Source organism: Nodosilinea sp. LEGE 06152 (genome assembly GCF_015207525.1).
Classification (GTDB): domain Bacteria; phylum Cyanobacteriota; class Cyanobacteriia; order Phormidesmidales; family Phormidesmidaceae; genus Nodosilinea.
Window position 1 is genome coordinate 1 of the sequence record NZ_JADEWR010000020.1, and the last position, 21,238, is coordinate 21,238.

Here is a 21,238-nt window from a genome sequence, read left to right on the forward strand (position 1 = left end):
CATCCTCAATGCCATGGTGAGCCATGACACCCTCTGGCAGGCTCCAGCTTGCTCATTGCCGCCAGCTGCCACCCTCATGGCAGCTACTACATAGCAGGGTGAGCTTGACAATCAAGATAATCGCTACCGTAGCTGCAATCAGTGGATATCATACTGATATGCTCACCCAAAATACCATTCAGCAAATTGCCGATCGTATCGCCGATCGCTTTCACCCAGAGAAAATCATTCTCTTTGGCAGCTATGCCCGTGGCGAAGCCCACAACCACAGCGATTTAGATCTCCTCGTTGTTTTAGAAACCCTGCCCCCACGGGGTCAGCGCAGTGCGCCCATTGTCAAAATGCTAGCCCAAAGCTACGCCGAACCCATAGATGTTGTCGTTCGCTCAGCCCAGACACTCAAAGATTGGGAACAGGTGCCTGGCAGCTTTGCCCATCAGGTGCTCAACGAAGGGATTGTGCTCTATGACCGCCAAAAGCAGCCTGCCTGAAGCCTGGCTTGCCAAAGCAGAAGCCGATTTGCAAGCCGCTGAGTTACTCCTCAACGCAGCTAACCCTCTACTAGATATTGTCTGCTACCACGCCCAGCAATGTGCTGAGAAATATCTAAAGGGCTATCTTGTGGCCCACAGAGTCCAATTTAAGTTTGTGCATGAGCTAGCTTACCTGACTCGCCTTTGTGTAGAGCGAGAACCTGAGTTCTCGGAAATAATTGATATCGCTTCAGAACTACAAGATTACGCTACAGGCGTGCGATATCCAGATGACGATCTTGACGAGCCTACTTTTCAAGAAGCCCAAAAAGCTGTCAACTGTGCCAAAGAAATTCGGACTTTCGTTATCCAACGAATATAAAGTGTCCGAAGCGCTTGGGTTCATGCTGCGTCTGAGCAACCTACTGAGCATCGGGGAAACCTTAGCTATATCCGTGGGATGCGCTAGATAAGGAGCATGGGGCAATGAAATTTAGTCTGGTGATTACCACCTACAATCGGCTGGAGCTGCTGAAGCGGGCGATCGCCTGCGGCCTCAACCAAACCGTGCCCTGCGAAGTCGTTGTCGCTGACGATGCCTCTACCGATGGCACCGAGGCGTATGTGCGCAGTTTGGGCGATCGCGTCGTTTACCACCGCAATGCCCAGAACCTCAACCACGCTGCTACGGTGAACAACGGCGTGGCTGTCGCTAGCGGCGAGTGGGTCAAGTTTCTCGATGATGACGACTATCTAGCCCCCAACTGTATTGAGAAAATGACGGCTGCGATCGCTCAGCATCCTCGGGCCGTGCTCTGCTCCTGCCAAGCCATTCAAGTTGATGAGCACGGTGCTGAAATTCGCCGCACCCCGGCCACCGGCCCTGGCCAAGTTTTCTACATTCCCCAGAGCGCTATCCACTACGGCATGCTGATGGATCAGGTGCCCTTTGGTACCCCCGCCCAGGTCGCGGCTCGCCGTGATGCCTTTTTGCAGGCAGGCGGCTGGGATACCACCATGACCACCAACTACGACGACATCGACGCCTGGGTAAAATTGGCCGACTTTGGCGATGCGCTGTTCCTCAACGAATGCTTGGCCTACCGCACCATCTGGGCCGGCGGTTATGAGCAGAAGATGTCGCTCAGCCATCGTATGGCGCTGAATTTGACCATCAAGGAGCGCATTTATGGCCGGGTGAGCGAGGGATACCGCGATCGCATTCCGACCCTAGCCGCCATCGAGCAATACCTGCACCTGCACTGGGGGCTGGTGGCCCTGCGGCAGCGCCAGGTCGGCACCGGGTTATCCCTACTCGCGCCTGGAATGCTCTCGCCCCAGGCCTGGCGACTGCTAACCCAGGCCCGCAAGCTGCGCTCCACCCTGGAGGCCGATAGCCTGGTTCCTCGCACCGTCTTGGTGCATTAGGCTTGGTGCATTAGACCTGGGTATGATAGAAACACCCATGCGTTGGATCAGGTAATGCAGGCCAGTGACTCGTCAGAGGGATTTCAGCAGCAGATCTTGTCAGAGCTGCGCCAAATTAATCAGCGCCTTGACCGGGTAGAGACTGACATCGGCAACGTCAAGACTGATATTGGCAATGTCAAGACTGACCTGGGCCGGGTAGAAATCGATGTTGAAAAGCTCAACTTCAAGTTTGACACCTACCAGAACGCCTCTGACCAGGTAACGCGGTTAGCCACCACCATTGTGATTGCGGCAGCATCAGTGGTGATTTTGTCGCCGGTTTTGCAGGCGATTACGCCTGCGATTAGCGCTTTGGTGACGGGGGTGGCGGCGGGCAGCGGCTGATAGTAGCTTATGCCGCCAGCAAACCATCATCCATTAAGCAAATACGACGGTGCGGTTGCCGTAGACTAGGGTGCGGTTTTGCAGGTGCAGCCGCACGGCGCGGGCGAGCACGATGCGCTCGACATCTTTACCTTTGCGAATTAGCTCCTTCACATCGTCGCGGTGGCTGATGCGCACCACGTCCTGCTCGATGATTGGGCCTTCATCAAGGTCGGAGGTGACGTAGTGGGCAGTGGCCCCGATAATTTTTACCCCCCGTTGAAAGGCTCGCTGGTAAGGGTTCGCGCCCATGAAGGCGGGCAAAAACGAGTGGTGAATGTTGATGACGCGATCGTACTGGTTTAGAAAGTCTGAACTGAGTACCTGCATGTATTTGGCTAGCACTACCAGGTCGATGTTGTATTGCTGCAACAATTCGAGCTGTTTTTGCTCCTGCTCGGCTTTGGTGTCTTTAGTAACCGGCAGGTGCGCAAAGGCGATACCAAACTGGTCGGCAACGGGCTTGAGGTGGGGATGATTGCTGACGATTAGCGAAATTTCGGCCTTGAACTCTCCCGCCTTGTGCCGCCACAGCAGGTCGAGCAGGCAGTGATCTTGATGGCTGACCCAAATCGATAGGCGCGGCACTGCGTCAGAAAAGTGGAGCTGCCAGGTGGCCCCTAAGGGTTGCGCGATCGCCGCAAACGCTGGCCCGATGATCTCCCTGGGCAGGTTGAACCCATCTAGCTCCCACTCCAGCCGCGACAAAAACAGTCCTGCCTCGGGGTCGCGGTGCTGGTCGGCGTGGAGAATGTTGCCGCCGTTGGCGTAGATAAAGTTAGCAATTTTGGCTACTAGCCCTTTTTGGTCGGGGCAGGAGAACAGCAAAATAGCGGTGGGAGAACCCATAATCAGCAGCAAAACAGATCGGTTGGCTTAGCGTAGCATCTGTCTCGGTGCTCAATTAGTGGTTTCAGGCTCGCTTTGGGCAGGTGCTGGCTCAGCCGAGTCGTTGGCAGCAGGGGTTTCTGCTTCAGGGGTTGGAGGATTCGCAGCATCTGGTGCAGGAGAGGTCTCTGGAGCCGCTGAGCCTTCTGCGTTAGGGGGGGCTGGAGATGCGTCACCCTCGGGGGGCACAGGGGCTGAGGTCTCAACGGGCATCTTCCACTCCTCTAAGGGGCGGTTGATGCCGTTGGCTACATCGCGGGTAACGACGAGCACAGAGTACTCCTGTCCCTCGGCTGGAGGCCAGGGATCGGGGTCGACCACGGCATAGTTGGCACTGCCGCTAAAGTCGGGGCCGCCCAAAATGAATTCGTGCTCAGTGCCGTCTTTGAGCGTGACGGTGACCATGCCGACCGGGGCGTTAAAGCCAAAGTCGGTGGCTTGGTCAGCAGTCATGGTGACGGTTTGCAGGGGTGAGTCGGTGTTGAGGCGGCTAAGCAAGAAGGCCACAGCCCCCGGTTCGGCCAGGGCTTCGTCCGGCGCGGTCATCTGCCAGTTGCCGTCGGCGTCCTGCTCAAACACCAGGGTCTCGTCACCGCGATCGACGGTGAGGGTGGCGACATCAGCTTCTTCAAAAGCCAGGATGGGCTCGGTCGATTCGCTCTGGGTAGCGGTTTGGGGAGTCTGCGATCGCTGCGACTCGGCAATTAGCACCCCGGCCCCCAGCAAAAAGGCGACTCCGACCAGAATCAATGTACTGCGCTGAAATTTCATAGCCCTCAAACCGCGACGCTTAGAACCAGCTCGATCGTAATGTGCTGATCCATACTACGACCTGAGGGACGAGTTTATAGAAATGAGGCGAATAGAGCGGCCTCTTTTGGTACAGGAAACGACCAGCAATCGTCTGAGGGGTAGATAGCGTAGGATGCCAGTTTGGCACCCTACAAACTATTAATCTACGGCTGGAGGCACGGCGCTAAGCGGCGGCGAGAGCCGGGGCGGGTGCGTTCGTAGTCGAGAGCTGGGCCAAAATGCCGTTGACGTTGGTTTTGGCGTCGCCAAATAGCATCAGCGTGTTGTCGTTAAAGAAGAGCGGATTTTCGACTCCGGCGTAGCCCGACGACATGCCGCGCTTGAGCACCACCACGGTACTGGCTTCCCAGACTTCCATCACGGGCATACCGGCGATCGGGCTGTTGGGGTCGTACTTGGCGCTGGGGTTGACGGTGTCGTTGGCTCCAACCACCAGCACCACATCGGTGGCGGTCAGGTCGTCGTTGATTTCGTCCATTTCGAGCACGATGTCGTAGGGCACGTTGGCCTCGGCCAGGAGCACGTTCATGTGGCCGGGCATGCGACCCGCCACGGGGTGAATGCCAAATCGCACCTGCTTGCCCTGGCCTCGCAGCAGGCGAGTGATCTCGGCTACGGCGTGCTGGGCTTGGGCTACGGCCATGCCGTAACCGGGCACAATGACCACGCTCTGGGCATTGGCTAGCAGGTCAACGACTTCGCCCGTCGTCGTGCTGGTAGCGCTGCCCTCAATGGCAGCAGATTTGACAGTGCCGCTGGCGGTTTCCCCAAAGCCCCCAAGTACCACGTTAATGAAGGAGCGGTTCATGCCTTTGCACATGATGTAGCTGAGAATGGCTCCGCTGCTGCCCACCAGCGCTCCGGTAATAATCAGCAGGTCGTTGTTGAGCATAAAGCCCGCTGCCGCCGAGGCCAGACCCGAGTAGCTGTTGAGCAGTGAGATGACCACCGCCATGTCGGCCCCGCCGATCGCCATTACGATCACAATGCCGAAGATGCCCGCGATCGCCGTCATCGCCCCCAGCGCAATCATTGGCATATCGCCGATTGCGGTTAGGAAGGGGACGCCAAGGGCTGCGATCGCCCCCAACATGCCCAATGTCAGCACGTGGCGGGCGGGCAGCAGCACCGCTCGGCTGGGCACCCAGCCCCGCAGCTTGGCCACCGCGATCATCGATCCGGTAAAGGTAACGATGCCGATGAACACGCCGATATAGATCTCGACCCGGTGAACAATTACGTCTCCCCCGCTCAGGGCGGCGCTGGGCTGGAGATATTCGGCAAAGCCCACCAGCACAGCGGCTAGGCCCACAAAGCTGTTGAGCAGAGCCACCATCTCGGGCATATCGGTCATTGCCACGCGGGAGGCGGCCAGTACGCCAATTAGCACACCAAGACCGATGGAGCCAATCTGAATCGGGTAGCCCTGGCTGATGGCGGCGGTGGCGGCAAAGGCGATCGCCATGCCGAGAATGCCCAGCAGGTTGCCCCGCTTGGCGGTCTCTGGCTGCGACAGCCCCGCCAGACTGAGAATGAAGAGGGCGCTGGCGACGATGTAAGCGGTGGTTACGAGGTTGTTTTCCATATCCTTGGAGAATGCGTGGGTAGGCAGTTTTGAATTTTGCCTTTTGAATTCAAAGTTCAAAAGGCAAAATTCAAAGTTCAAAAATTACTTATGGAACATATTCAGCATCCGCTGGGACACCATGAAGCCGCCCGCGATGTTGACGGTGCCGAGGAAGAGGGCGATCGCGCCCAGGATCGTCATCGGTGAGGTGATATTGCTTGAGATCTGGAGCATGCCGCCGATGATGATAATGCCGCTAATGGCGTTGGTGACGCTCATCAGGGGCGTGTGGAGGCTGGGCGACACGTCCCAAATCACCTTCCAGCCCAAAAAGCTGGCCAGCACGAAGACGGTCAGGTGGGTCATAAACGAGGCCGGTGCCCAGAGACCGATGGCGACGCAGGCTAGGCCAATCAGAACGGGCCAGAGCAGCTGGCTGTACCAGGGTTTGGGGGCTGGGGTGGCATCTTGGGTGACTGGGGATGCCGATGAGGTGCTGGGTGCTGGGGCGGGAGCCWCSRYCWTSSGYRRYGGCCAGGTCACCTGGCCGTTATGGATGACGGTGGTGGCGCGAATGACCTGGTCTTCCATATCAATGGAAAACCCTTCGGCTCCGCCCAGGTCGCTGAGCAGATGCACCAGGTTGTTGCCGTAGAGCTGGCTAGCCTGGGCGGCCATACGGCTGGGCAGGTCAGTCAAGCCAATGATAGTGACGCCGTTGTAGTCGATCACCTCGCCGGGCTGGGTGACTTCGCAGTTGCCGCCTTGCTCAGCGGCCAGGTCGACCACCACTGAGCCGGGTTTCATGCTCTCAACCATTTCGCGGGTAATTAGCAGCGGCGCTGGTTTGCCGGGGATCAGCGCCGTGGTGATGATGATGTCGACATCTTTGGCCTGCTGGGCAAACAGAGCCATTTCGGCGGCGATAAAGGCCTGGCTCATTACCTTGGCGTAGCCGCCTTCGCCGCTGCCGTCTTCTTCGAAGTGCAGCTCTAGAAATTCTGCGCCGAGGCTCTGCACCTGCTCTTTGACCACCAGGCGGGTGTCAAAGGCTTTGACGATCGCTCCCAAGCTCTTGGCCGCGCCGATCGCCGCTAGCCCGGCCACGCCAACGCCAATCACCATCACCTTGGCGGGGGGCATTTTGCCCGCGGCGGTAATCTGGCCGGTAAAGCAGCGACCAAAGTGGCTGGCGGCCTCAATGACCGCTCGGTAACCGCCGATGTTGGCCATCGAGCTGAGGGCGTCGAGCTTTTGGGCGCGGGAGATGCGCGGCACCGAATCCATGGCCAGCACCGTGCTGCCCTGACCCGCCATTTGCTCTAGCAGATCGGGATTTTGAGCGGGCCAGATGAAGCTGACCAGGGTTTGATCGGGCCGCAGCAGGGTGGCTTCGTGGCGATCGAGGTGGGGATGGTGCTGGGGCGATCGCACCTTTAGCACCACATCGGCAGCCTCCCACAGGCTGGTAGGGTCTGATACGAGGGTGCAGCCAGCGGCCTCGTAGGCGCTGTCGGTAAAGCTGGCCCCGGCCCCGGCCTGGCGTTCGACCAGCACCTCAAAACCCAGCTTTTGAAGCTTTTTGGCCGTGTCGGGGGTGGCGGCTACTCGCTGTTCGCCGGCAAAAATTTCTTTGGGAATGCCAACTTTAAGCGCGGTGGGCGTGGCATCTGCCACGGCGGCTGCAGAATTCTCTTGGGGTGGTGCGATGGTCATAGGTAGTGGTGAGAAAAGAAATGGCATCAAACAACGAAAAGACAGGCCGATAGAGACTTGGCCAGAGACTAAAAAATCTTTAAAACACGCGATCGAAACACCAATGAAAACCGTTGAAGGGCAGAACTAAGCGCTGTCCGGTCAGTGCTACAGCCAGCTTAAACCATGACCCAGTTTTGCCCTCCGTTTGCCTAACATTGCCCACAGAGTACGCGTGATCTATCCAAAAAACTAACGTCCAGCCCCAATAGCTTTTGGCTCTATTGATGAACACTTATCCAGAGTTGGCAGCATAGCGGAGTCTGCTTTTGCAGCTAAATCCCTGTAGATTTTCTGGTGAGTTTCTTGGGGTTTGCTCCAGCTTGCTGACTCTTACCATCCTCTCTAGGGCTATAGATGGCCTGGATATTCAGATTGTTTTTCGATTTCCATGAGACTCATACAAGCAACTCATACAGCAAGAAACTCACGTAGTGTGGCCCATCATAATTGGCTGGCGCTCTCTGGCATGGTAAGGGGCAGGTCAAAGCACGGGGGTAAAACTTTAAGATTGTTTTATGAGTCTTGGGCTCCATGCCGATTAATTGTCAGCAAGGGGGAATAAAGTTTTTTTTTGTGAAGTTATTGCCCCAAAAAACTGCCCTTAATCGCTTAATTTTGGGCGTTAGCCGCCAATAGAGTGACCAGTTCTAAAAAACCTTCTACTTCACAGGCCTGAGATACGTAGGCCGGGTGGTAGGTGAGATGTTGCCAGTAGTCTTTAACGTTGGCGACTCCCACCGAGTGGGGAAACAGATCGGGAGCAAACAGGCTTTCGTCGTTGGGGCTGTCGCCCAGGGTAATGACCTCAGCTGTGGAAATTGGCGCAAAGTGGCGCTGCAACACCTGGAGCAGCCCCGCGGCCTTAGACTGGCCCAGCTTAAACAGATGACACTGCACGGTGCTGTAGGTAAAGCCCCAGCCCAGGGTTTGGCATAAATCTGCGATGGCCTCCAGCTCGTCCTCGGACAGCGCTTGGAGGTCGAAGGTCCAGTCGGTGAGGCGAAAGCGGTTGTCGTCAGACTCGTGCAGCTGAGGCCAGCGCCACTGCAGCTGGGTGAAGGCTTCGCTGAGCTGCTGGCGATGGGCAACCAGGTCTGGAATGTCGACCAGTAGCTCTGGGGCCGCATTGAGAGGAAAGTAAACGCCGCCGTTTTCGGCCATGGCCCCGGTGATGGGCAGGTAGTGGGCCAGACCGTTGACCCACCCCGCCGATCGCCCGGTAACGAGCATGACGGGGAGGCCCAGGTCTTGCAGCTGCTCTAGCCCGTTGAGTAGGGCAGCGGTAAACTTGCCCTGGCGGGTGAGGGTGCCATCCATGTCGGTGGCCAGCAGCTTGAAGGACTGAGAAAACCCACGGGTGGGTAATGGTTGAACTTCGCCCATCGGGTCTACACTTTGTGGTTACTGTAAATAGGGTGATGACTCTGAACAGCCTGTGTGCCTGGGGCCATGCGATCGCGCCATTTACCTGCTGGTAAAGTGAACGCCAGCCTCTACTGCCAGCCAATACTGACTTTCTGTTATGAGCACGTTAGCACCGGATCAGCGTAACTACTACTATCTTTTGGAGGGCGGGCGAGCGGGGGTGCACAAGCCCATTCTGGCGGCGCTCTATGAGGTGCAAAACCAGCCTCATCTGACCGATGGCGAAACGGGGCTGGGTATTGCCCCCGTCCACCAGATTGAGATGGCGGAGGTCGACACCTTTGCAGCCCAGGTGCAGTACGGGGCCAACACCATTCGCAGCCTCACCAACGGGCTAATTGAGCAGGGCTGGAGCGGGGCCGACATTTGGGATGCCAGCGTGGGGCGCTACAGCGATCGCTTTTTGCAGGCAGTGGCGAAGGGGTTTACGCCAGCGGTCAGCGATCCGGCTGCTGCCCAGCTCGAACCCAGCGACCCGGCCGCTCTGCTGCAGGCCTACCTAGACGACATCAGCACTGACTACAGCGGTGCCCAACTGCCCCAAAACCTGGCCAAGCTAGACTCGGCCCTGCTGGCCTTTGCCGAGCGCCTGCCCCCCAATTACGGACGGCTCGATTTTCAGCGGCAGGCCCTGGTGGAAGCAGTGCGCCTGTGGCGACAGCTCAACACCGACGAGGCCGCCTACGAGGCCCTGGGGGTGCCCGCGATCGATCAGGTGCCCGACGAAGCAGCCCTTGACAACGCTCTGGTGGCCTTTGTGCAGTCGGCGGTGCGCTACTACGCGGGCTACCCTAACCAGCGGGAGGCGCTGATTCGCCTGGTGCAGCTGTGGCGCGAAATAGATACCCGCGAGGAGGCGATCGCGTGGCTGCTCACCAACGACCCCTTCGCCTCCGAAACCAGCCTGGAGATCATTGATCCAGCCCTGATCGCCTTTGTGCAAAAAATTCCAGACCTCTACAGCGGCCAGGGCGACTGGCGCTTTGCCCTGACCGAAGGCTACCGCCGCTGGTTTGGCCTCGACTCGCGTACCACCGCCATTCAGCGCCTGGGGATCAACCCCGACGACCTGGCCCAAAATACTGAAAACCAGGCGGCTCTGGTGGCTGCAGCCCGTACTCTAGATCGCGCTCTGCTCGACTTCGCAGCCAGCATTCCCACCGCCTATACCCAAACCGAGCAGCAGCGAGAAGCCCTGATTCGCCTGGTGCAGATCTGGCGGCGGCTGGAAGGACGCATTCCCACCATTCAGTCGCTGTTTGAGGACGTGCGGCGGCTGGAGCGCGCTGCCCCCACTGCCCCCGAGGCCATGCCCGCCCCCGTGCCCCACCCCGCTCCACCCCGCCCCGCCCGCTGGACACCCACCAACCTGCAGCTGGATGCCAGCATTATCCCCAACGGCAACTTTACCTGGGCCGAGGCCACCCGAGGTGGTTCGCGTATGCCCCCCAACCAGGCCACCGTCGACGCCATTGTGCGGATTGCGGCACTGGCCCAGCAGGCCCGCGATCGCATCGGCCGCCCTTTTCTCATCACCAGCTGGTACCGCCCAGCGGAGATCAATCGCCGAGTCGGGGGCGCATCCGAAAGCCGCCATATTGTTGGCGACGCGATCGACTTTTACTGTGTGGGCCTCACGGGTAACCAGGTCTACTGGGCACTCGACCCCTGGTGGCCGGGCGGGCTGGGCCGCTACGGTCAGTTTCCGGCCCTGGTACATATTGACGCGCGGGGGGTGAAGGCGCGGTGGAGGCATTAGGGTAGATGGGTGGATGGGTGGGCGGGTAGGCGGGTAGGTGAGTGAATGGGGGGGGATGAGGAAGGTGAGGGGGTGACGAAGGTGAGGGTGAAGGGTCTTTGCTTATTACCGACCCGTTAACAGAACAGAGGTTTAAACCGATGATCAATCACTCCTTTCCGTTGGGTCCAGGGCGGCAAAGCTTTTGCTGGCACTCCTTTGGAGTGACGGTCCCTGGTCGATGGGGTCTGGGGGCGATCGAAAAGTCCCCAGCAGCAAATCTGGCTTTGAACCCACAATCTCCATTAAGCCCCGCCCCGCCTCCCATCAATCAAACGAAGCCATGACAAACGAAGCCATAACAGACGCTCCCTCAGTTACTGGGCACGAACTCTGGGCCTGGCGGCAAAACGCCTGCCAAGCCGCCCAGGCTGCAGGAGTTGAGGCGCGGGAAGTGGACTGGCTGCTGATGGCGGTGGCCGATGTCGATGGGCTGGCGCTGAAGCTGGGCACGGTGCAGGGGCGATCGCACATTACCCTACGCTACCCCCTCGCCGAGCTAGAGCGACGCTGGCAGCAGCGGCTGACCCAGCGGGTGCCGGTGCAGTATTTGGTGGGTGAAACCCCCTGGCGCGACCTGACACTGTCAGTGTCCCCAGCGGTGCTGATCCCCAGACCTGAGACAGAATTGATCATTGAGCTGGCGGCGGCGGCGATCGCCAATAGCCCGATTGGAGATCAGCTAGCCACGGGCGTTTGGGTCGATATGGGCACGGGCAGCGGGGCGATCGCCCTGGGGCTGGCCCAAACCTTTTCTGCCGCCAGCATTTTGGCCGTCGATTTCAGCGCTGAAGCCTTAGCGATCGCCGTTGAAAATGCGACCAGGGTGGGCCTGCGCGATGGGCAAAGCCCAACCCCTGATGGTCAACGCATCACCTTCTACCAAGGCTCCTGGTTTGAGCCGTTGGCAGCCTATCGGGGCCAGATCAGCGCCGTAGTCTCAAACCCGCCCTACATTCCCTCAGCGCTGCTGCCCACCCTCCAGCCGGAGGTAGTAAACCATGAACCCGCCGCTGCTCTAGATGGCGGCGACGACGGCCTCACAGCGTTGCGCATTCTTGTTACCCAGGCCCCCGACTACCTAGTGGCGGGCGGGCTGTGGCTGGTCGAAACGATGGCGGGCCAGGGAGAGAGCGTTAGAGACCTCCTAGAGGCGCAGGGCAGCTACCGCGACATTCACATTTGGCTCGACTTAGCCGGGCGCGATCGCTTTGTGCAAGCGACCTACGCACCCGAGTAGATTGGGCCGGAAGTGGTGACACCCATCGATTAGGTTGAATACTCTAATGAACCGACAAACCAGAGGCCAATGGAACAGATTCGAGCGGTAGTGCATGGCGTTGTGCAGGGGGTTGGATTTCGCTATCACACCCGCCATACGGCCCAACAGCTGGGCGTTAAAGGGTTTGTGCGCAACCAACCCGATGGCACTGTCGAAATAGTGGCTGTGGGCACCAGCGACCAGCTAAACTCCCTGCTAGATTGGGCAAACCAGGGACCGGTGAGTGCCCAAGTTACCAAGGTAGAGGTTGACCCCCATACCGGATCAGCTCACTTTGATGACTTCACTATTGAGCGGTAGAGCGTTGCACAACTCATACCGAATCCTGTTTGAACCACCCAGTTTGTAGGGGCGTAGCATGCTACGCCCCTACGGGATTCCTGTTTTGAATCGAGGTTTTTCCAAATCGGATTTTCTCTGAAAATAGCCGTCCCTAGCCCCTTTGGGGCGGCTTCACCAACGACTTCGCTCAGGCCCAACGACTTCGCTCAGGCCCATCGACTTCGCTCAGGGAACGGCTATAGCTTTTTTTATCGTTGGGGTACCGGGCTTGCGGCATGGACGATTGGTATTAACCGCCATCGCCGCCGCGCTGATACTCCCAAAAGCGCTGCCACCAGTTGCGCGGTTCCTGCTTGGGGCCGTCGTGCTCGGTGGGGCGATCGCTAGGGCCATCGACCACCAGGCTGCCCACGTAGTCGGCATCGGCATAGACGCGATCGATCTGCTGGCGAATTTCGGCCATGTCGGCCTCCGAAACCACACCGTTGCTGGTGGCTTTGTAAAACTGCACCGTGACCCGAATTGGGTAATCGGGGTCGCGCTCAATGGCGAGGTTGTCAATTTCGGTAAACGGCCCCTCCACTGGGCCGTGGCCAATCACTGCGGCCTCGACATCGCTGGGGGCGCGGCTTTCCATGGTTGGGGCAGCAGCCGAGGGTATACCCATGTCGAAGGACTGCCACATGGGCGATCGCTGCTTGAGCGGCACCTGAATCAGCAGCACCATATTCAAACCCTCGGCATCGTCTTCGACCACCTCACCGCCTGGGCGCGAGCTGCTGGGAGCCTCCGGCTGGGTTTGAAAGTCGCTCAGCCGCTGGCCCGTAAAGCTCGCCCGTTCGCCATCTTTGTTAAAGAACAAACGCTGGCCCCAGGTGCGCCCCGCCTCAAACCCGTCGCGCTGGTTGTCGATCACGGTGACGCTAGTGCCCTCACGGGTGGCGAGAATCGTGAGCACCGCCGGGTCGCCAGGGCGCGACTGGTAGTTAAACAGCACCGGGTTAAAGGTAGCTAAACCCGACTGCGGAATGGGCAAAAAGCAGGCCTGGGCGCTGACTAAGACATGGCTATCGCGAGGGGCTAGCAGCGACTGCCGCCGCCCGGCCCACGACTCGGGCTCGTGCAGATAGCGGCGCAGGTCGCCCAGCAGCTCGTTGAGGGGCACCCGCCGCAGGTCTTCACCCCGCTCATTGCCCACCTGCACAAAGAAATTCTCAAGGGGAATATCGGCGCTGATGTCTTCGAAGTTGGGGTGGCGAATCACCGGCATCAGGTGAAGCTGATAGCGCCCCGTTTCCGGGTCGTGCTGCTGCACCTGAATGGTCATATCGCTAATGTTTGGCCCTACCGCCGACCCGTAAAAGCGCCCAGTATCTTCCCAGGTGACGTTGAGCACATTTAGATCGAACGACTCGGCCAGTTGGCGAGCGATGGGGTCGTATACCATGGCCTGGGTGCGCTCGATCACCTGGCGATCGCGGCTGTACTGCTGGCGCTGCACAATCGGCGGCACCGAAGACAGCTCGGGGACAGTTAGCTCTGCCGCCTGTAGCTGGGTAGGGACGAGGGCGATGGGCAAGGCCCCGCTCGCAGCGAGCGCGCCTAAAGGTAACCAGACGTTGAATGGGCGTTTCATCCTCGTACTCCTTCCAGACCTATGCCCTTAACCTACGGGAAGGGGCGGGTGGAGTCAGGATGGTTACAGAAACTGAAACTGCTGTTCTCGGACGCGTTCCTAGCCTCTACTGCTTGATTGGAATCGATGGCCCTGCACTGGCCCCCAGCTGATGCAGCGCCGCCAACACATCCTCCAGCGACACATCTTCGCCGCCAGCCATATTTTCTTCAGCGGCGACCTGAAGCTCTCGGGCGTCGTACTCCCAGCGGTGTAGAATTTCCACCTTCTGCTCTAGGGTTAGCTCCTGGTTGTTGCACACTTCAAGCGGGGTCGCAAACGCGCTCAATGGGTTGACTATCGCTTTATCAATATCCATGGGCACCTCCTGGGGCAAGTCGTCTGCTCTCATCCTAACCAGATAGAACAGCCCCAGGGACTTCTACAGAAAGCTGGTTACCGCGATCGCGCCCTGAAGCCGTTGAATTGGGTTGCATCCGATTCGCACAGTAGCAGGGACTGTACGCATCAGCGATCGCGCCAGATTAATATTGGCTGGCTAGATTTATCAAGTCGCCGTGTACCGCTAGCCAAACGCAGGGCGGCTCGCGGCTGGTGTAGTCGACCCGGTGGCGAACGTGAGCCGGTATCAGCACGTAGTCGCCTGGTTCCATAGCGAGAACAGCGCCATCCTCGTAGGTGAGCGTGGCGCTGCCTTGTAATAGAATTACCCACTCAGCCTGGCTTTGGTCGTACCATTCACCGGGAGGTGTCGTTTGCCCTGTTGAGACAATGCGCTCAATTCGCAGGTGGGGCGTTTCAACCAGGGCCGTAAACACCTCCACCGCAGGTAGCGGGTCGGGCAGCTGAAATAGATTGCCGGTGGAGGCAGGGGGCATAGCGCAGTGATGCCGTGCCCTAGTCGATCGAGCAGCCGTCTTGGTCGCAGGTGACTTTAGACGCTACCGCACTTTCGGGCACCACGGTAAACCCGCCCACGCTAACGCCCGTAACGCCGTACTGGTCGCGCAGCACCTGGTTAAAGCTGGCAATAATGTCTGGCAGCTGCTGCTCTAGTACAGAGCGCACTTGATCGGCCTCGGGGGGCGGGCTGCCAACGGTTTCTATAGGCATAGGTTTGAGCCGGTAATGTATGCCTTATTGTAGAGTGCCAAGAAATGGCAACTCAGTTTGCGTTACGGCTCTACATATAGAAACGTCACGCTGGTTCTACCGTGTTTGCTCAATAGCTGAGCACATAGGATGACGGCTGAAACACTTAGCATTGAAACGCTAACAGGCGTGTAAGTGCCCCAATCAATTCGGTGCTTGCCAATTCGACAACGCCAGATCTTAGCCACATCGCCATTAACTGCTTGGGATAAACCGGCACTCGCTCTCATTAGCTGCAAGCGCTAACGACTTGGTGCAGGGCTCGCGGTTGGGCGATCGCACATAAACCCACTGCCCCTGCACTCTGAGCCCTACCTGGTTGGTTCTAGCATTGAACGCCAAATCCGCCTCACCCGCAGAAATAATGTCGGTAGAGCCGCGATAGACCTGGTGGCACGGCCCCAGCCAGTGGCAGTTCAGTAGCATAATGTCGCCGTGGTTGTCGTCTATGGGAAAGGCCACATAGACGGCCCGATAGGTCGTGCGCCAGAGCGAGACAACCTGACTAGCTTTAGGAGCGTAGCCTAGAAACAAAGTTGGCAGCAAGGCTACGAATAGAAGCACCTCGACAAGCAGCAGTACCAACAGTTTTTTGACGCCTCGGTGCGCGCTGCGTCGCCAGTTTGGTTTGAGGCTCATGAGCAGCAGCACGCAAAGGGTCATTCCCCCCAGGGCGATCGCAACTATCCCCACGAGCAGCAGCAGTAGCGCGATCGCCAGTAGCTGACTGTAGGCCCAGGCCAGCCCGTGAAACCCAACCCCCCGGCCCGAGACGAAGGGCAAATACCACAGCCAGCCCAAAGCGGTTAGCAAACCCCAAATGGCAAAGACCCAACGGCGGCGATCGCGGCGGGCGAAAAGCTGACACACAGCGCCCGCGGCGCGGGCGAAGGATGAGCCAGAATTACGACTTTTGGAGCTGTGCATCGTCAATAGGGCGTGAGCTAACCCAAGGGTGGCTCAGCCTATGCCCTATTGTCATCCTCACTGGCAAAGTAAGTTGAAAAAGGCCAGCCTGAGCACAAAAACGTCAGTACGGTTGAACTTTTAGCGCAGGTTTAGTAGGTTAATGCTGCGGGGAATGATTCTAGGCGGGTAAGGGCGGAGTTCGCAGCTCCGCTCTTACCCTAATCATCCCAACTTATCTCGGGTAGGTCGAGATGACTGGCATCATTCTAGATCCGGTCTCTTGTATTGCCGAAACGAGGGATCTGGATAGTTCCCCGTTTTCTTTACCGAAAACGGAGTTACCCGTATGTTTCAAGAATCTGACGCAGAGGGCATGGCCCCTGCACTGTTTACCCTGCCCACCTACCGCCAAGAAACCCTGCGCCACATTTTGCTCGGCGACTATGCCGCGCTGATGGAGGCGATTAACCAAATGGCGGCGCTACGCTACTGCGACAAAATCGCCTGGTCAGACCCCATACCCACAGGCCGCAGCGGCGAATACCTCAGCGTAATGACCCGCAGGCGAGGGGTGACAACAGGCTAAATAGCTTAGTAACCAAAGCCCCAGAGTTTTTCAAAAATTCTGGGGCTCTGGCAAAAAATGTGAAAATGAATAGTTACAGAAGCGCCGAACTGTCGTTTTAGGTAATGTCTAGCGATACTTCGCAGCTTCTTAAGCACTTTTTTGATCCGCCTTTTCTTTTTGCACAAGAAAATCTATATAGTCTTGAAGATGCAACAGTCTTGACTGAGAAAGTTGACGCAACTTGGCTAGAATTTCCTCTTCCTGCTGTAGTTGACTGAGGGAGATAATTTGCGAGGCGTCTACCTCAACAGTTACGTTGGGCACATCAAAGCCTTCTAAACTATAGCCATCCTCTTTACCTTCCTGGCTAGGATAATGCTCTACTATAGTGGCAATATCGCCTCTTTTAAGGTGATACTCTGGTAGGTCTTTGGCCAGAGCAACTTGAGAAAATAAAGGAAATGTCTTTGCCATTAGCTTTCTCCTTTATCTGGTACTAAGGTCACAAATTTAGTTGTTCCGTTTGCCACCATCCAAATAGTTAGAATGCTCAACTCAATACCATTAACGCCTCGAAGTTTAGTGCTAATACAATATTTGTCACCGTGACGAGTTGTTTCAAGAAACTCTGCTGGCTGAGATAAGACTTGAGTACGTATGTCTTGTTCGAGCTGCTGCCAATTGGTTAAGCTGTACCCGGCTTGAGCGAGAAACTTAGACTTGTCGTCTTTAGGCAGTAAGACAAGTAGGTACTGGGTTAGCTTCTCTTTTGCAATGACTGCGTCTTGAGGGAGATACACTGTACGTTGATGGCACCATAATTAACCTATTCTACCCTGTGGGTTTTCGTACATGTAGCCTCTCGATTCTAGCCGATCGCCCTAAACAGTCCCGTGTAATGAAGGGCTAGGTAGTGTGAGGCGACCAAGTTAGCGGTTTATCAGGTGCAACGACCCATGCTCGAAGTTGCTGTCCAAGGTTATTAATGGCAGCAACTTCAGTACGAATAAAGAAACTTGTTTGGGCATGATCAATTGACATTGCATTGTTATCAACAGCAAATTCAATGGCAGCATGACCAACCGAGTCAAACAGAAATGCCCGAACAAGCACGAAGTAAGCCCATTTGCCAGTTCGATCACCTAACTCAAACCGCACCTCATCTTGTATGCTTTGCGGAAACTTGTAAAAATCGGCCCCAAGAGCATCTAAATTCTCTGGATAAGTGTAGAAGTCTTGAACCCCAGAAAAATAGCCATTGCTAGCACTAATTTCAACACGCCAAGCTAAATCATCGTAGAGCAGTCGTTTGAGCGAGATAAAGGCATTAGCCATCAGCGAAATACAGAGGACTACCATCATTATTTATGCTGGTTCCGCGTCACAGACTCCCCTATAGCCGAGCCTGCTGTATCACCAACTTACATTCCCACATACTCCTGGAGTGACTTCACTTGGAGGGGATTTTGTTGCAGGGAACCGATCGCAGCGGTGGTCGCCTTCGCCCCCGCAATCGTGGTGATAATCGGCACCTTGTAGGCCAGCGCCGTGCGGCGAATCGAGCGATCGTCTTCCTGAGCGGTGCTGCCCGCTGGGGTGTTGATGATTAGCTGAATGTCGTTGTTTTTGATCGCATCTTCGACGTTGGGGCGGCCCTCGTGCACCTTGAGAATGAGATCGACGGTGAGCCCTTCGTCCATAAGGGCGGCGCGGGTGCCGGAGGTGGCGATGACCTTAAAGCCCATCTTGGCAAAATCTTTGGCGACGGGGATGACGGCAGCCTTGTCGCGATCGTTCATGGAGATGAACACGGTGCCTTTGAGCGGCAGCTTTTGGTTGGCCCCCAGCACAGCTTTGGCGAAGGCTTTGCCAAAGTCGGCGTCGATGCCCATGACTTCTCCGGTGGAGCGCATCTCAGGGCCGAGCAGGGCGTCGGTACCGGCAAACTTGTCGAAGGGCAGCACCGCTTCTTTAACCGCAATGTGCTGGGGCAGCACCTCTTCGGTGAAGCCCAGTTCGGCCAGGGTTTTGCCTGACATCACCCGCACCGCCAGCTTGGCTAAAGGATGGCCGATCGCCTTCGATACAAAAGGTACCGTGCGCGAGGCGCGGGGGTTGGCCTCGATGATGTAGACCTGGTCGCCCTTGACGGCAAACTGAATATTCATCAGGCCGATGACGTTGAGGCGCTTGGCTAGCTTTATTGTCCAGTCGCGGATAGTGACGAGGGCGGCGGGGGGTAGGGTGATGGTGGGCAGCGAGCAGGCCGAGTCGCCGGAGTGAATGCCCGCCTGCTCGATGTGCTCCATAATGCCGCCGATTACGACCTGGCCAGAGTGGTCGGCGATCGCATCCACATCCACCTCGATCGCGTTCTCCAAAAACTTGTCGATCAGGATCGGGTGGTCGGGCTCGACCAGCACCGCGTAGGTCATGTAGCGCTCCAGGTCGGCGTCGGAATAGACGATTTCCATGGCGCGACCGCCCAGCACGTAGCTGGGGCGCACCACCACGGGATAGTCGATCTGCTGGGCCACCTTCAGGGCATCGTTGTAGCTGCGGGCCATACCGTTGGGGGGCTGCTTGATATCTAGCTCACGCAGAATGGCCTCAAAGCGCTCCCGGTCTTCGGCGGTGTCGATGGAGTCGGGGGAGGTGCCCCAAATTTGGGTGGATGGGTGGATGRGTGGATGGGTGGATGGGTCGGTGGGTAGGGGCAGACAACCGTCTGCCCTGGCGGAGGATTCTAGATTGGACAGGTATTGTTGGAGGGGCACGGCCAGCTTGAGCGGGGTTTGGCCGCCGAACTGGATGATGATGCCGACGGGGTTTTCGGCTTCGATGATGTTGAGCACGTCTTCTTTGGTCAGCGGCTCAAAGTAGAGGCGATCGCTGGTGTCGTAGTCGGTCGAGACCGTTTCAGGGTTGGAGTTGACCATGATGGTCTCGTAGCCGTCGTCCCGCAGGGCAAAGGAGGCGTGGCAGCAGCAGTAGTCAAACTCAATGCCCTGGCCGATGCGGTTGGGGCCACCGCCTAAAATCATCACCTTGGGGCGATCGCTGGGCAGCACCTCGGTTTCGTCTTCGTAGGTGGAGTAGTAGTAGGGGGTAAAGGCCTCAAACTCGGCGGCGCAGGTATCGACGGTTTTGTACACCGGAATCACGCCCAGCTCTTTGCGGTACTGGCGCACGGTGTCTTCGTGGGTTTGGGTGGCATAGGCAATTTGGCGATCGCTAAAGCCCTGGCGCTTGACTGCCCGCATCTGCTCGTAGCTCAGCTCGCTCAGCTTGGTGCGCTTGAGAAACTTTTCGGTCTGCAACAGGCCGTAGAGCTGGTTGAGAAACCAGGGGTCGATGGCGGTGAGGTCAAAGATGTCGTTGACGGTAAGGCCCAGCTGCATGGCGTGGCGTAGGTCAAAGATGCGCTCGGGGTTGGGGGTGCGGAGCTTGGGGCGAATTTCGTTCAGGCTGGGCAGCTTTTCGGCCCGATCGCAGCCCCAGCCCGCCCGGCCAGTTTCGAGCGATCGCAGCGCCTTCTGAAACGACTCCTGAAAGGTGCGCCCGATCGCCATCGCCTCGCCCACCGACTTCATCTGCGTGGTCAGCGTCGAGGAGGTGCCGGGGAATTTTTCAAAGGCAAAGCGAGGAATTTTGGTCACCACGTAGTCGATGGTGGGCTCAAAGCTAGCCGGGGTTTTTTTGGTAATGTCGTTAGAAATTTCGTTGAGGGTGTAGCCCACCGCCAGCTTGGCCGCAAACTTGGCGATCGGAAAGCCTGTGGCCTTTGACGCCAGGGCCGAGCTGCGCGACACGCGGGGGTTCATCTCAATCACAATGAAGTCGCCATTGTCGGGGTTGACCGCAAACTGAATGTTCGAGCCGCCAGTTTCCACGCCAATCTCGCGGATGATCTTGATCGAGGCATCGCGCAGGCGCTGATACTCTTTGTCGGTGAGGGTCTGGGCGGGGGCCACCGTAATCGAGTCGCCCGTGTGTACGCCCATCGGATCGAGGTTTTCGATCGAGCAGATAATTACCACGTTATCGGCCAGGTCGCGCATCACCTCTAGCTCGTACTCCTTCCAGCCCAGCAGCGACTGCTCGACTAGAATTTGCGATACCGGGCTGGCGTCGAGGCCCGATCGCGCGATCGTTTCAAACTCCTCCTGGTTGTAGGCGATGCCGCCGCCGGTACCGCCCATGGTGTAGGCGGGCCGAATAATCAGAGGGAAAGTGCCGATCTGTTTAGCAATCTGCCGCGCCTCATCCATAGTTTCGGCTAGGCCCGAGGGGCATACGGGCACATTGATGCGCGCCATCGCTTCTTTAAATAGCTTGCGATCTTCCGCCATTTCAATCGCTTCGAGCTTGGCCCCAATCAGCTCGACGCCGTAGCGCTCGAGCACCCCAGTTTTGGCCAGGGTCACCGCCAGGTTCAGCGCCGTCTGGCCGCCCATGGTGGGCAGCATGACGTCGGGGCGCTCCCGCTCGATCACCCGCTCCACAATTTCGGGGGTCAGCGGCTCAATGTAGGTGCGATCGGCGGTCTCCGGGTCGGTCATGATGGTGGCCGGGTTGGAGTTGATCAGCACCACCTCGTAGCCCTCTTCCCGCAGCGCTTTGCAGGCCTGGGTGCCCGAGTAGTCAAACTCGCAGGCCTGACCAATGACAATCGGGCCAGAGCCGATCAGCAGAATCTTTTTGATGTCATCACGGCGGGGCATAGGCTGCACAGGTGCGTATGAAAAATCCAAATCATTCTAAGGGCTAATTGCCAGATTCGTTTGCTTAGGTTGCGGCATTCCGACGCGATTCTTGGCGGGATTCCCCAGG

Annotated in this window: 21 protein-coding genes and 1 pseudogene; 8 read left to right on the top strand and 14 right to left on the bottom strand. The window is 57.7% G+C overall.

The features are described 5' to 3' along the window. The first annotated feature begins 158 nt into the window (after positions 1 to 158). The 4 genes from IQ265_RS22440 (at position 159) to IQ265_RS22455 (ending at position 2,288) form a co-directional block, all read left to right on the top strand. Positions 159 to 491 carry a nucleotidyltransferase domain-containing protein gene (locus IQ265_RS22440; protein ID WP_194057742.1) on the top strand — a complete coding sequence of 111 codons (333 nt, stop codon included), beginning with the start codon at positions 159 to 161 and terminating at the stop codon, positions 489 to 491. Beyond that, positions 466 to 855 (top strand): HEPN domain-containing protein, encoded by a 390-nt coding sequence (locus IQ265_RS22445; protein WP_194057744.1) that lies wholly within the window; start codon positions 466 to 468, stop codon positions 853 to 855. The genes IQ265_RS22440 and IQ265_RS22445 overlap by 26 nt, the downstream gene beginning before the upstream one ends. Before the next feature lie 104 nt (positions 856 to 959). Then, positions 960 to 1,901, top strand: a complete 942-nt coding sequence (locus IQ265_RS22450) for a glycosyltransferase family 2 protein (RefSeq protein WP_194057746.1) — start codon at positions 960 to 962, stop codon at positions 1,899 to 1,901. A gap of 42 nt (positions 1,902 to 1,943) precedes the next feature. Then, on the top strand, positions 1,944 to 2,288 hold the full coding sequence (locus IQ265_RS22455) for a hypothetical protein (RefSeq protein WP_194057748.1): 345 nt from the start codon (positions 1,944 to 1,946) through the stop codon (positions 2,286 to 2,288). Positions 2,289 to 2,321: 33 nt separating this feature from the next. Here the strand turns inward: IQ265_RS22455 and purU are convergent, their stop codons facing one another. From purU to IQ265_RS22480, 5 genes and pseudogenes are all read right to left on the bottom strand, one after another. Next, entirely contained in the window at positions 2,322 to 3,176 is an 855-nt protein-coding gene (purU, locus tag IQ265_RS22460; RefSeq protein ID WP_194057750.1) for a formyltetrahydrofolate deformylase, read from the bottom strand. Positions 3,177 to 3,227: 51 nt separating this feature from the next. Next, complete coding sequence (locus tag IQ265_RS22465; protein ID WP_194057752.1) at positions 3,228 to 3,986, bottom strand: hypothetical protein; 759 nt, start codon at positions 3,984 to 3,986, stop codon at positions 3,228 to 3,230. A 205-nt stretch (positions 3,987 to 4,191) separates the two neighbouring features. Further along, the gene (locus IQ265_RS22470; RefSeq protein WP_194057754.1) at positions 4,192 to 5,613 is read right to left on the bottom strand and encodes an NAD(P)(+) transhydrogenase (Re/Si-specific) subunit beta; all 1,422 of its coding nucleotides are present in this window, start codon (positions 5,611 to 5,613) and stop codon (positions 4,192 to 4,194) included. Positions 5,614 to 5,697: 84 nt separating this feature from the next. Beyond that, positions 5,698 to 7,311 (bottom strand): annotated as a pseudogene (gene pntA / locus IQ265_RS22475) (Re/Si-specific NAD(P)(+) transhydrogenase subunit alpha). A 651-nt stretch (positions 7,312 to 7,962) separates the two neighbouring features. Next, positions 7,963 to 8,736: an HAD family hydrolase gene (locus IQ265_RS22480; protein ID WP_194057756.1), complete on the bottom strand. Its 774-nt coding sequence runs from the start codon at positions 8,734 to 8,736 to the stop codon at positions 7,963 to 7,965. A 139-nt stretch (positions 8,737 to 8,875) separates the two neighbouring features. Between IQ265_RS22480 and IQ265_RS22485 the strand changes: the two genes are divergently transcribed. The 3 genes from IQ265_RS22485 (at position 8,876) to IQ265_RS22495 (ending at position 12,158) form a co-directional block, all read left to right on the top strand. Beyond that, positions 8,876 to 10,537, top strand: a complete 1,662-nt coding sequence (locus IQ265_RS22485) for a D-Ala-D-Ala carboxypeptidase family metallohydrolase (protein WP_194057758.1) — start codon at positions 8,876 to 8,878, stop codon at positions 10,535 to 10,537. A 322-nt stretch (positions 10,538 to 10,859) separates the two neighbouring features. Beyond that, the gene (gene prmC / locus IQ265_RS22490) at positions 10,860 to 11,816 is read left to right on the top strand and encodes a peptide chain release factor N(5)-glutamine methyltransferase (protein WP_194057760.1); all 957 of its coding nucleotides are present in this window, start codon (positions 10,860 to 10,862) and stop codon (positions 11,814 to 11,816) included. A 69-nt stretch (positions 11,817 to 11,885) separates the two neighbouring features. Continuing rightward, positions 11,886 to 12,158, top strand: a complete 273-nt coding sequence (locus IQ265_RS22495) for an acylphosphatase (RefSeq protein WP_194057762.1) — start codon at positions 11,886 to 11,888, stop codon at positions 12,156 to 12,158. A gap of 271 nt (positions 12,159 to 12,429) precedes the next feature. Here the strand turns inward: IQ265_RS22495 and IQ265_RS22500 are convergent, their stop codons facing one another. From IQ265_RS22500 to IQ265_RS22520, 5 genes are all read right to left on the bottom strand, one after another. Beyond that, a complete protein-coding gene (locus IQ265_RS22500; RefSeq protein WP_194057764.1) occupies positions 12,430 to 13,776 on the bottom strand; it encodes a hypothetical protein in 1,347 nt (448 codons plus the stop codon). Between the two features lie 106 nt (positions 13,777 to 13,882). Continuing rightward, positions 13,883 to 14,134, bottom strand: coding sequence for a hypothetical protein (locus tag IQ265_RS22505; RefSeq protein WP_194057766.1), 252 nt, complete (start codon positions 14,132 to 14,134; stop codon positions 13,883 to 13,885). Between the two features lie 166 nt (positions 14,135 to 14,300). Continuing rightward, a complete protein-coding gene (locus tag IQ265_RS22510; RefSeq protein WP_194057768.1) occupies positions 14,301 to 14,654 on the bottom strand; it encodes a cupin domain-containing protein in 354 nt (117 codons plus the stop codon). A 19-nt stretch (positions 14,655 to 14,673) separates the two neighbouring features. Beyond that, positions 14,674 to 14,889 (bottom strand): hypothetical protein, encoded by a 216-nt coding sequence (locus tag IQ265_RS22515; RefSeq protein ID WP_194057770.1) that lies wholly within the window; start codon positions 14,887 to 14,889, stop codon positions 14,674 to 14,676. A gap of 234 nt (positions 14,890 to 15,123) precedes the next feature. Beyond that, positions 15,124 to 15,855, bottom strand: a complete 732-nt coding sequence (locus tag IQ265_RS22520; protein WP_194057772.1) for a hypothetical protein — start codon at positions 15,853 to 15,855, stop codon at positions 15,124 to 15,126. Positions 15,856 to 16,183: 328 nt separating this feature from the next. Here IQ265_RS22520 and IQ265_RS22525 point away from each other — a divergent pair, with 328 nt between their 5' ends. Then, on the top strand, positions 16,184 to 16,423 hold the full coding sequence (locus IQ265_RS22525) for a hypothetical protein (RefSeq protein ID WP_194057774.1): 240 nt from the start codon (positions 16,184 to 16,186) through the stop codon (positions 16,421 to 16,423). Between the two features lie 129 nt (positions 16,424 to 16,552). Here IQ265_RS22525 and IQ265_RS22530 read toward each other — a convergent pair whose 3' ends face one another. The 4 genes from IQ265_RS22530 to carB form a co-directional block, all read right to left on the bottom strand. Further along, the gene (locus IQ265_RS22530; RefSeq protein ID WP_194057776.1) at positions 16,553 to 16,879 is read right to left on the bottom strand and encodes a DUF4926 domain-containing protein; all 327 of its coding nucleotides are present in this window, start codon (positions 16,877 to 16,879) and stop codon (positions 16,553 to 16,555) included. Further along, a complete protein-coding gene (locus IQ265_RS30180; protein ID WP_347405004.1) occupies positions 16,879 to 17,205 on the bottom strand; it encodes a DUF6883 domain-containing protein in 327 nt (108 codons plus the stop codon). Before IQ265_RS30180 ends, IQ265_RS22530 begins: the two co-directional genes overlap by 1 nt. A gap of 106 nt (positions 17,206 to 17,311) precedes the next feature. Continuing rightward, complete coding sequence (locus tag IQ265_RS22535) at positions 17,312 to 17,740, bottom strand: hypothetical protein (protein ID WP_194057778.1); 429 nt, start codon at positions 17,738 to 17,740, stop codon at positions 17,312 to 17,314. Positions 17,741 to 17,826: 86 nt separating this feature from the next. Next, positions 17,827 to 21,129, bottom strand: a complete 3,303-nt coding sequence (gene carB, locus IQ265_RS22540; protein WP_194057787.1) for a carbamoyl-phosphate synthase large subunit — start codon at positions 21,127 to 21,129, stop codon at positions 17,827 to 17,829. Positions 21,130 to 21,238: the final 109 nt, after the last annotated feature.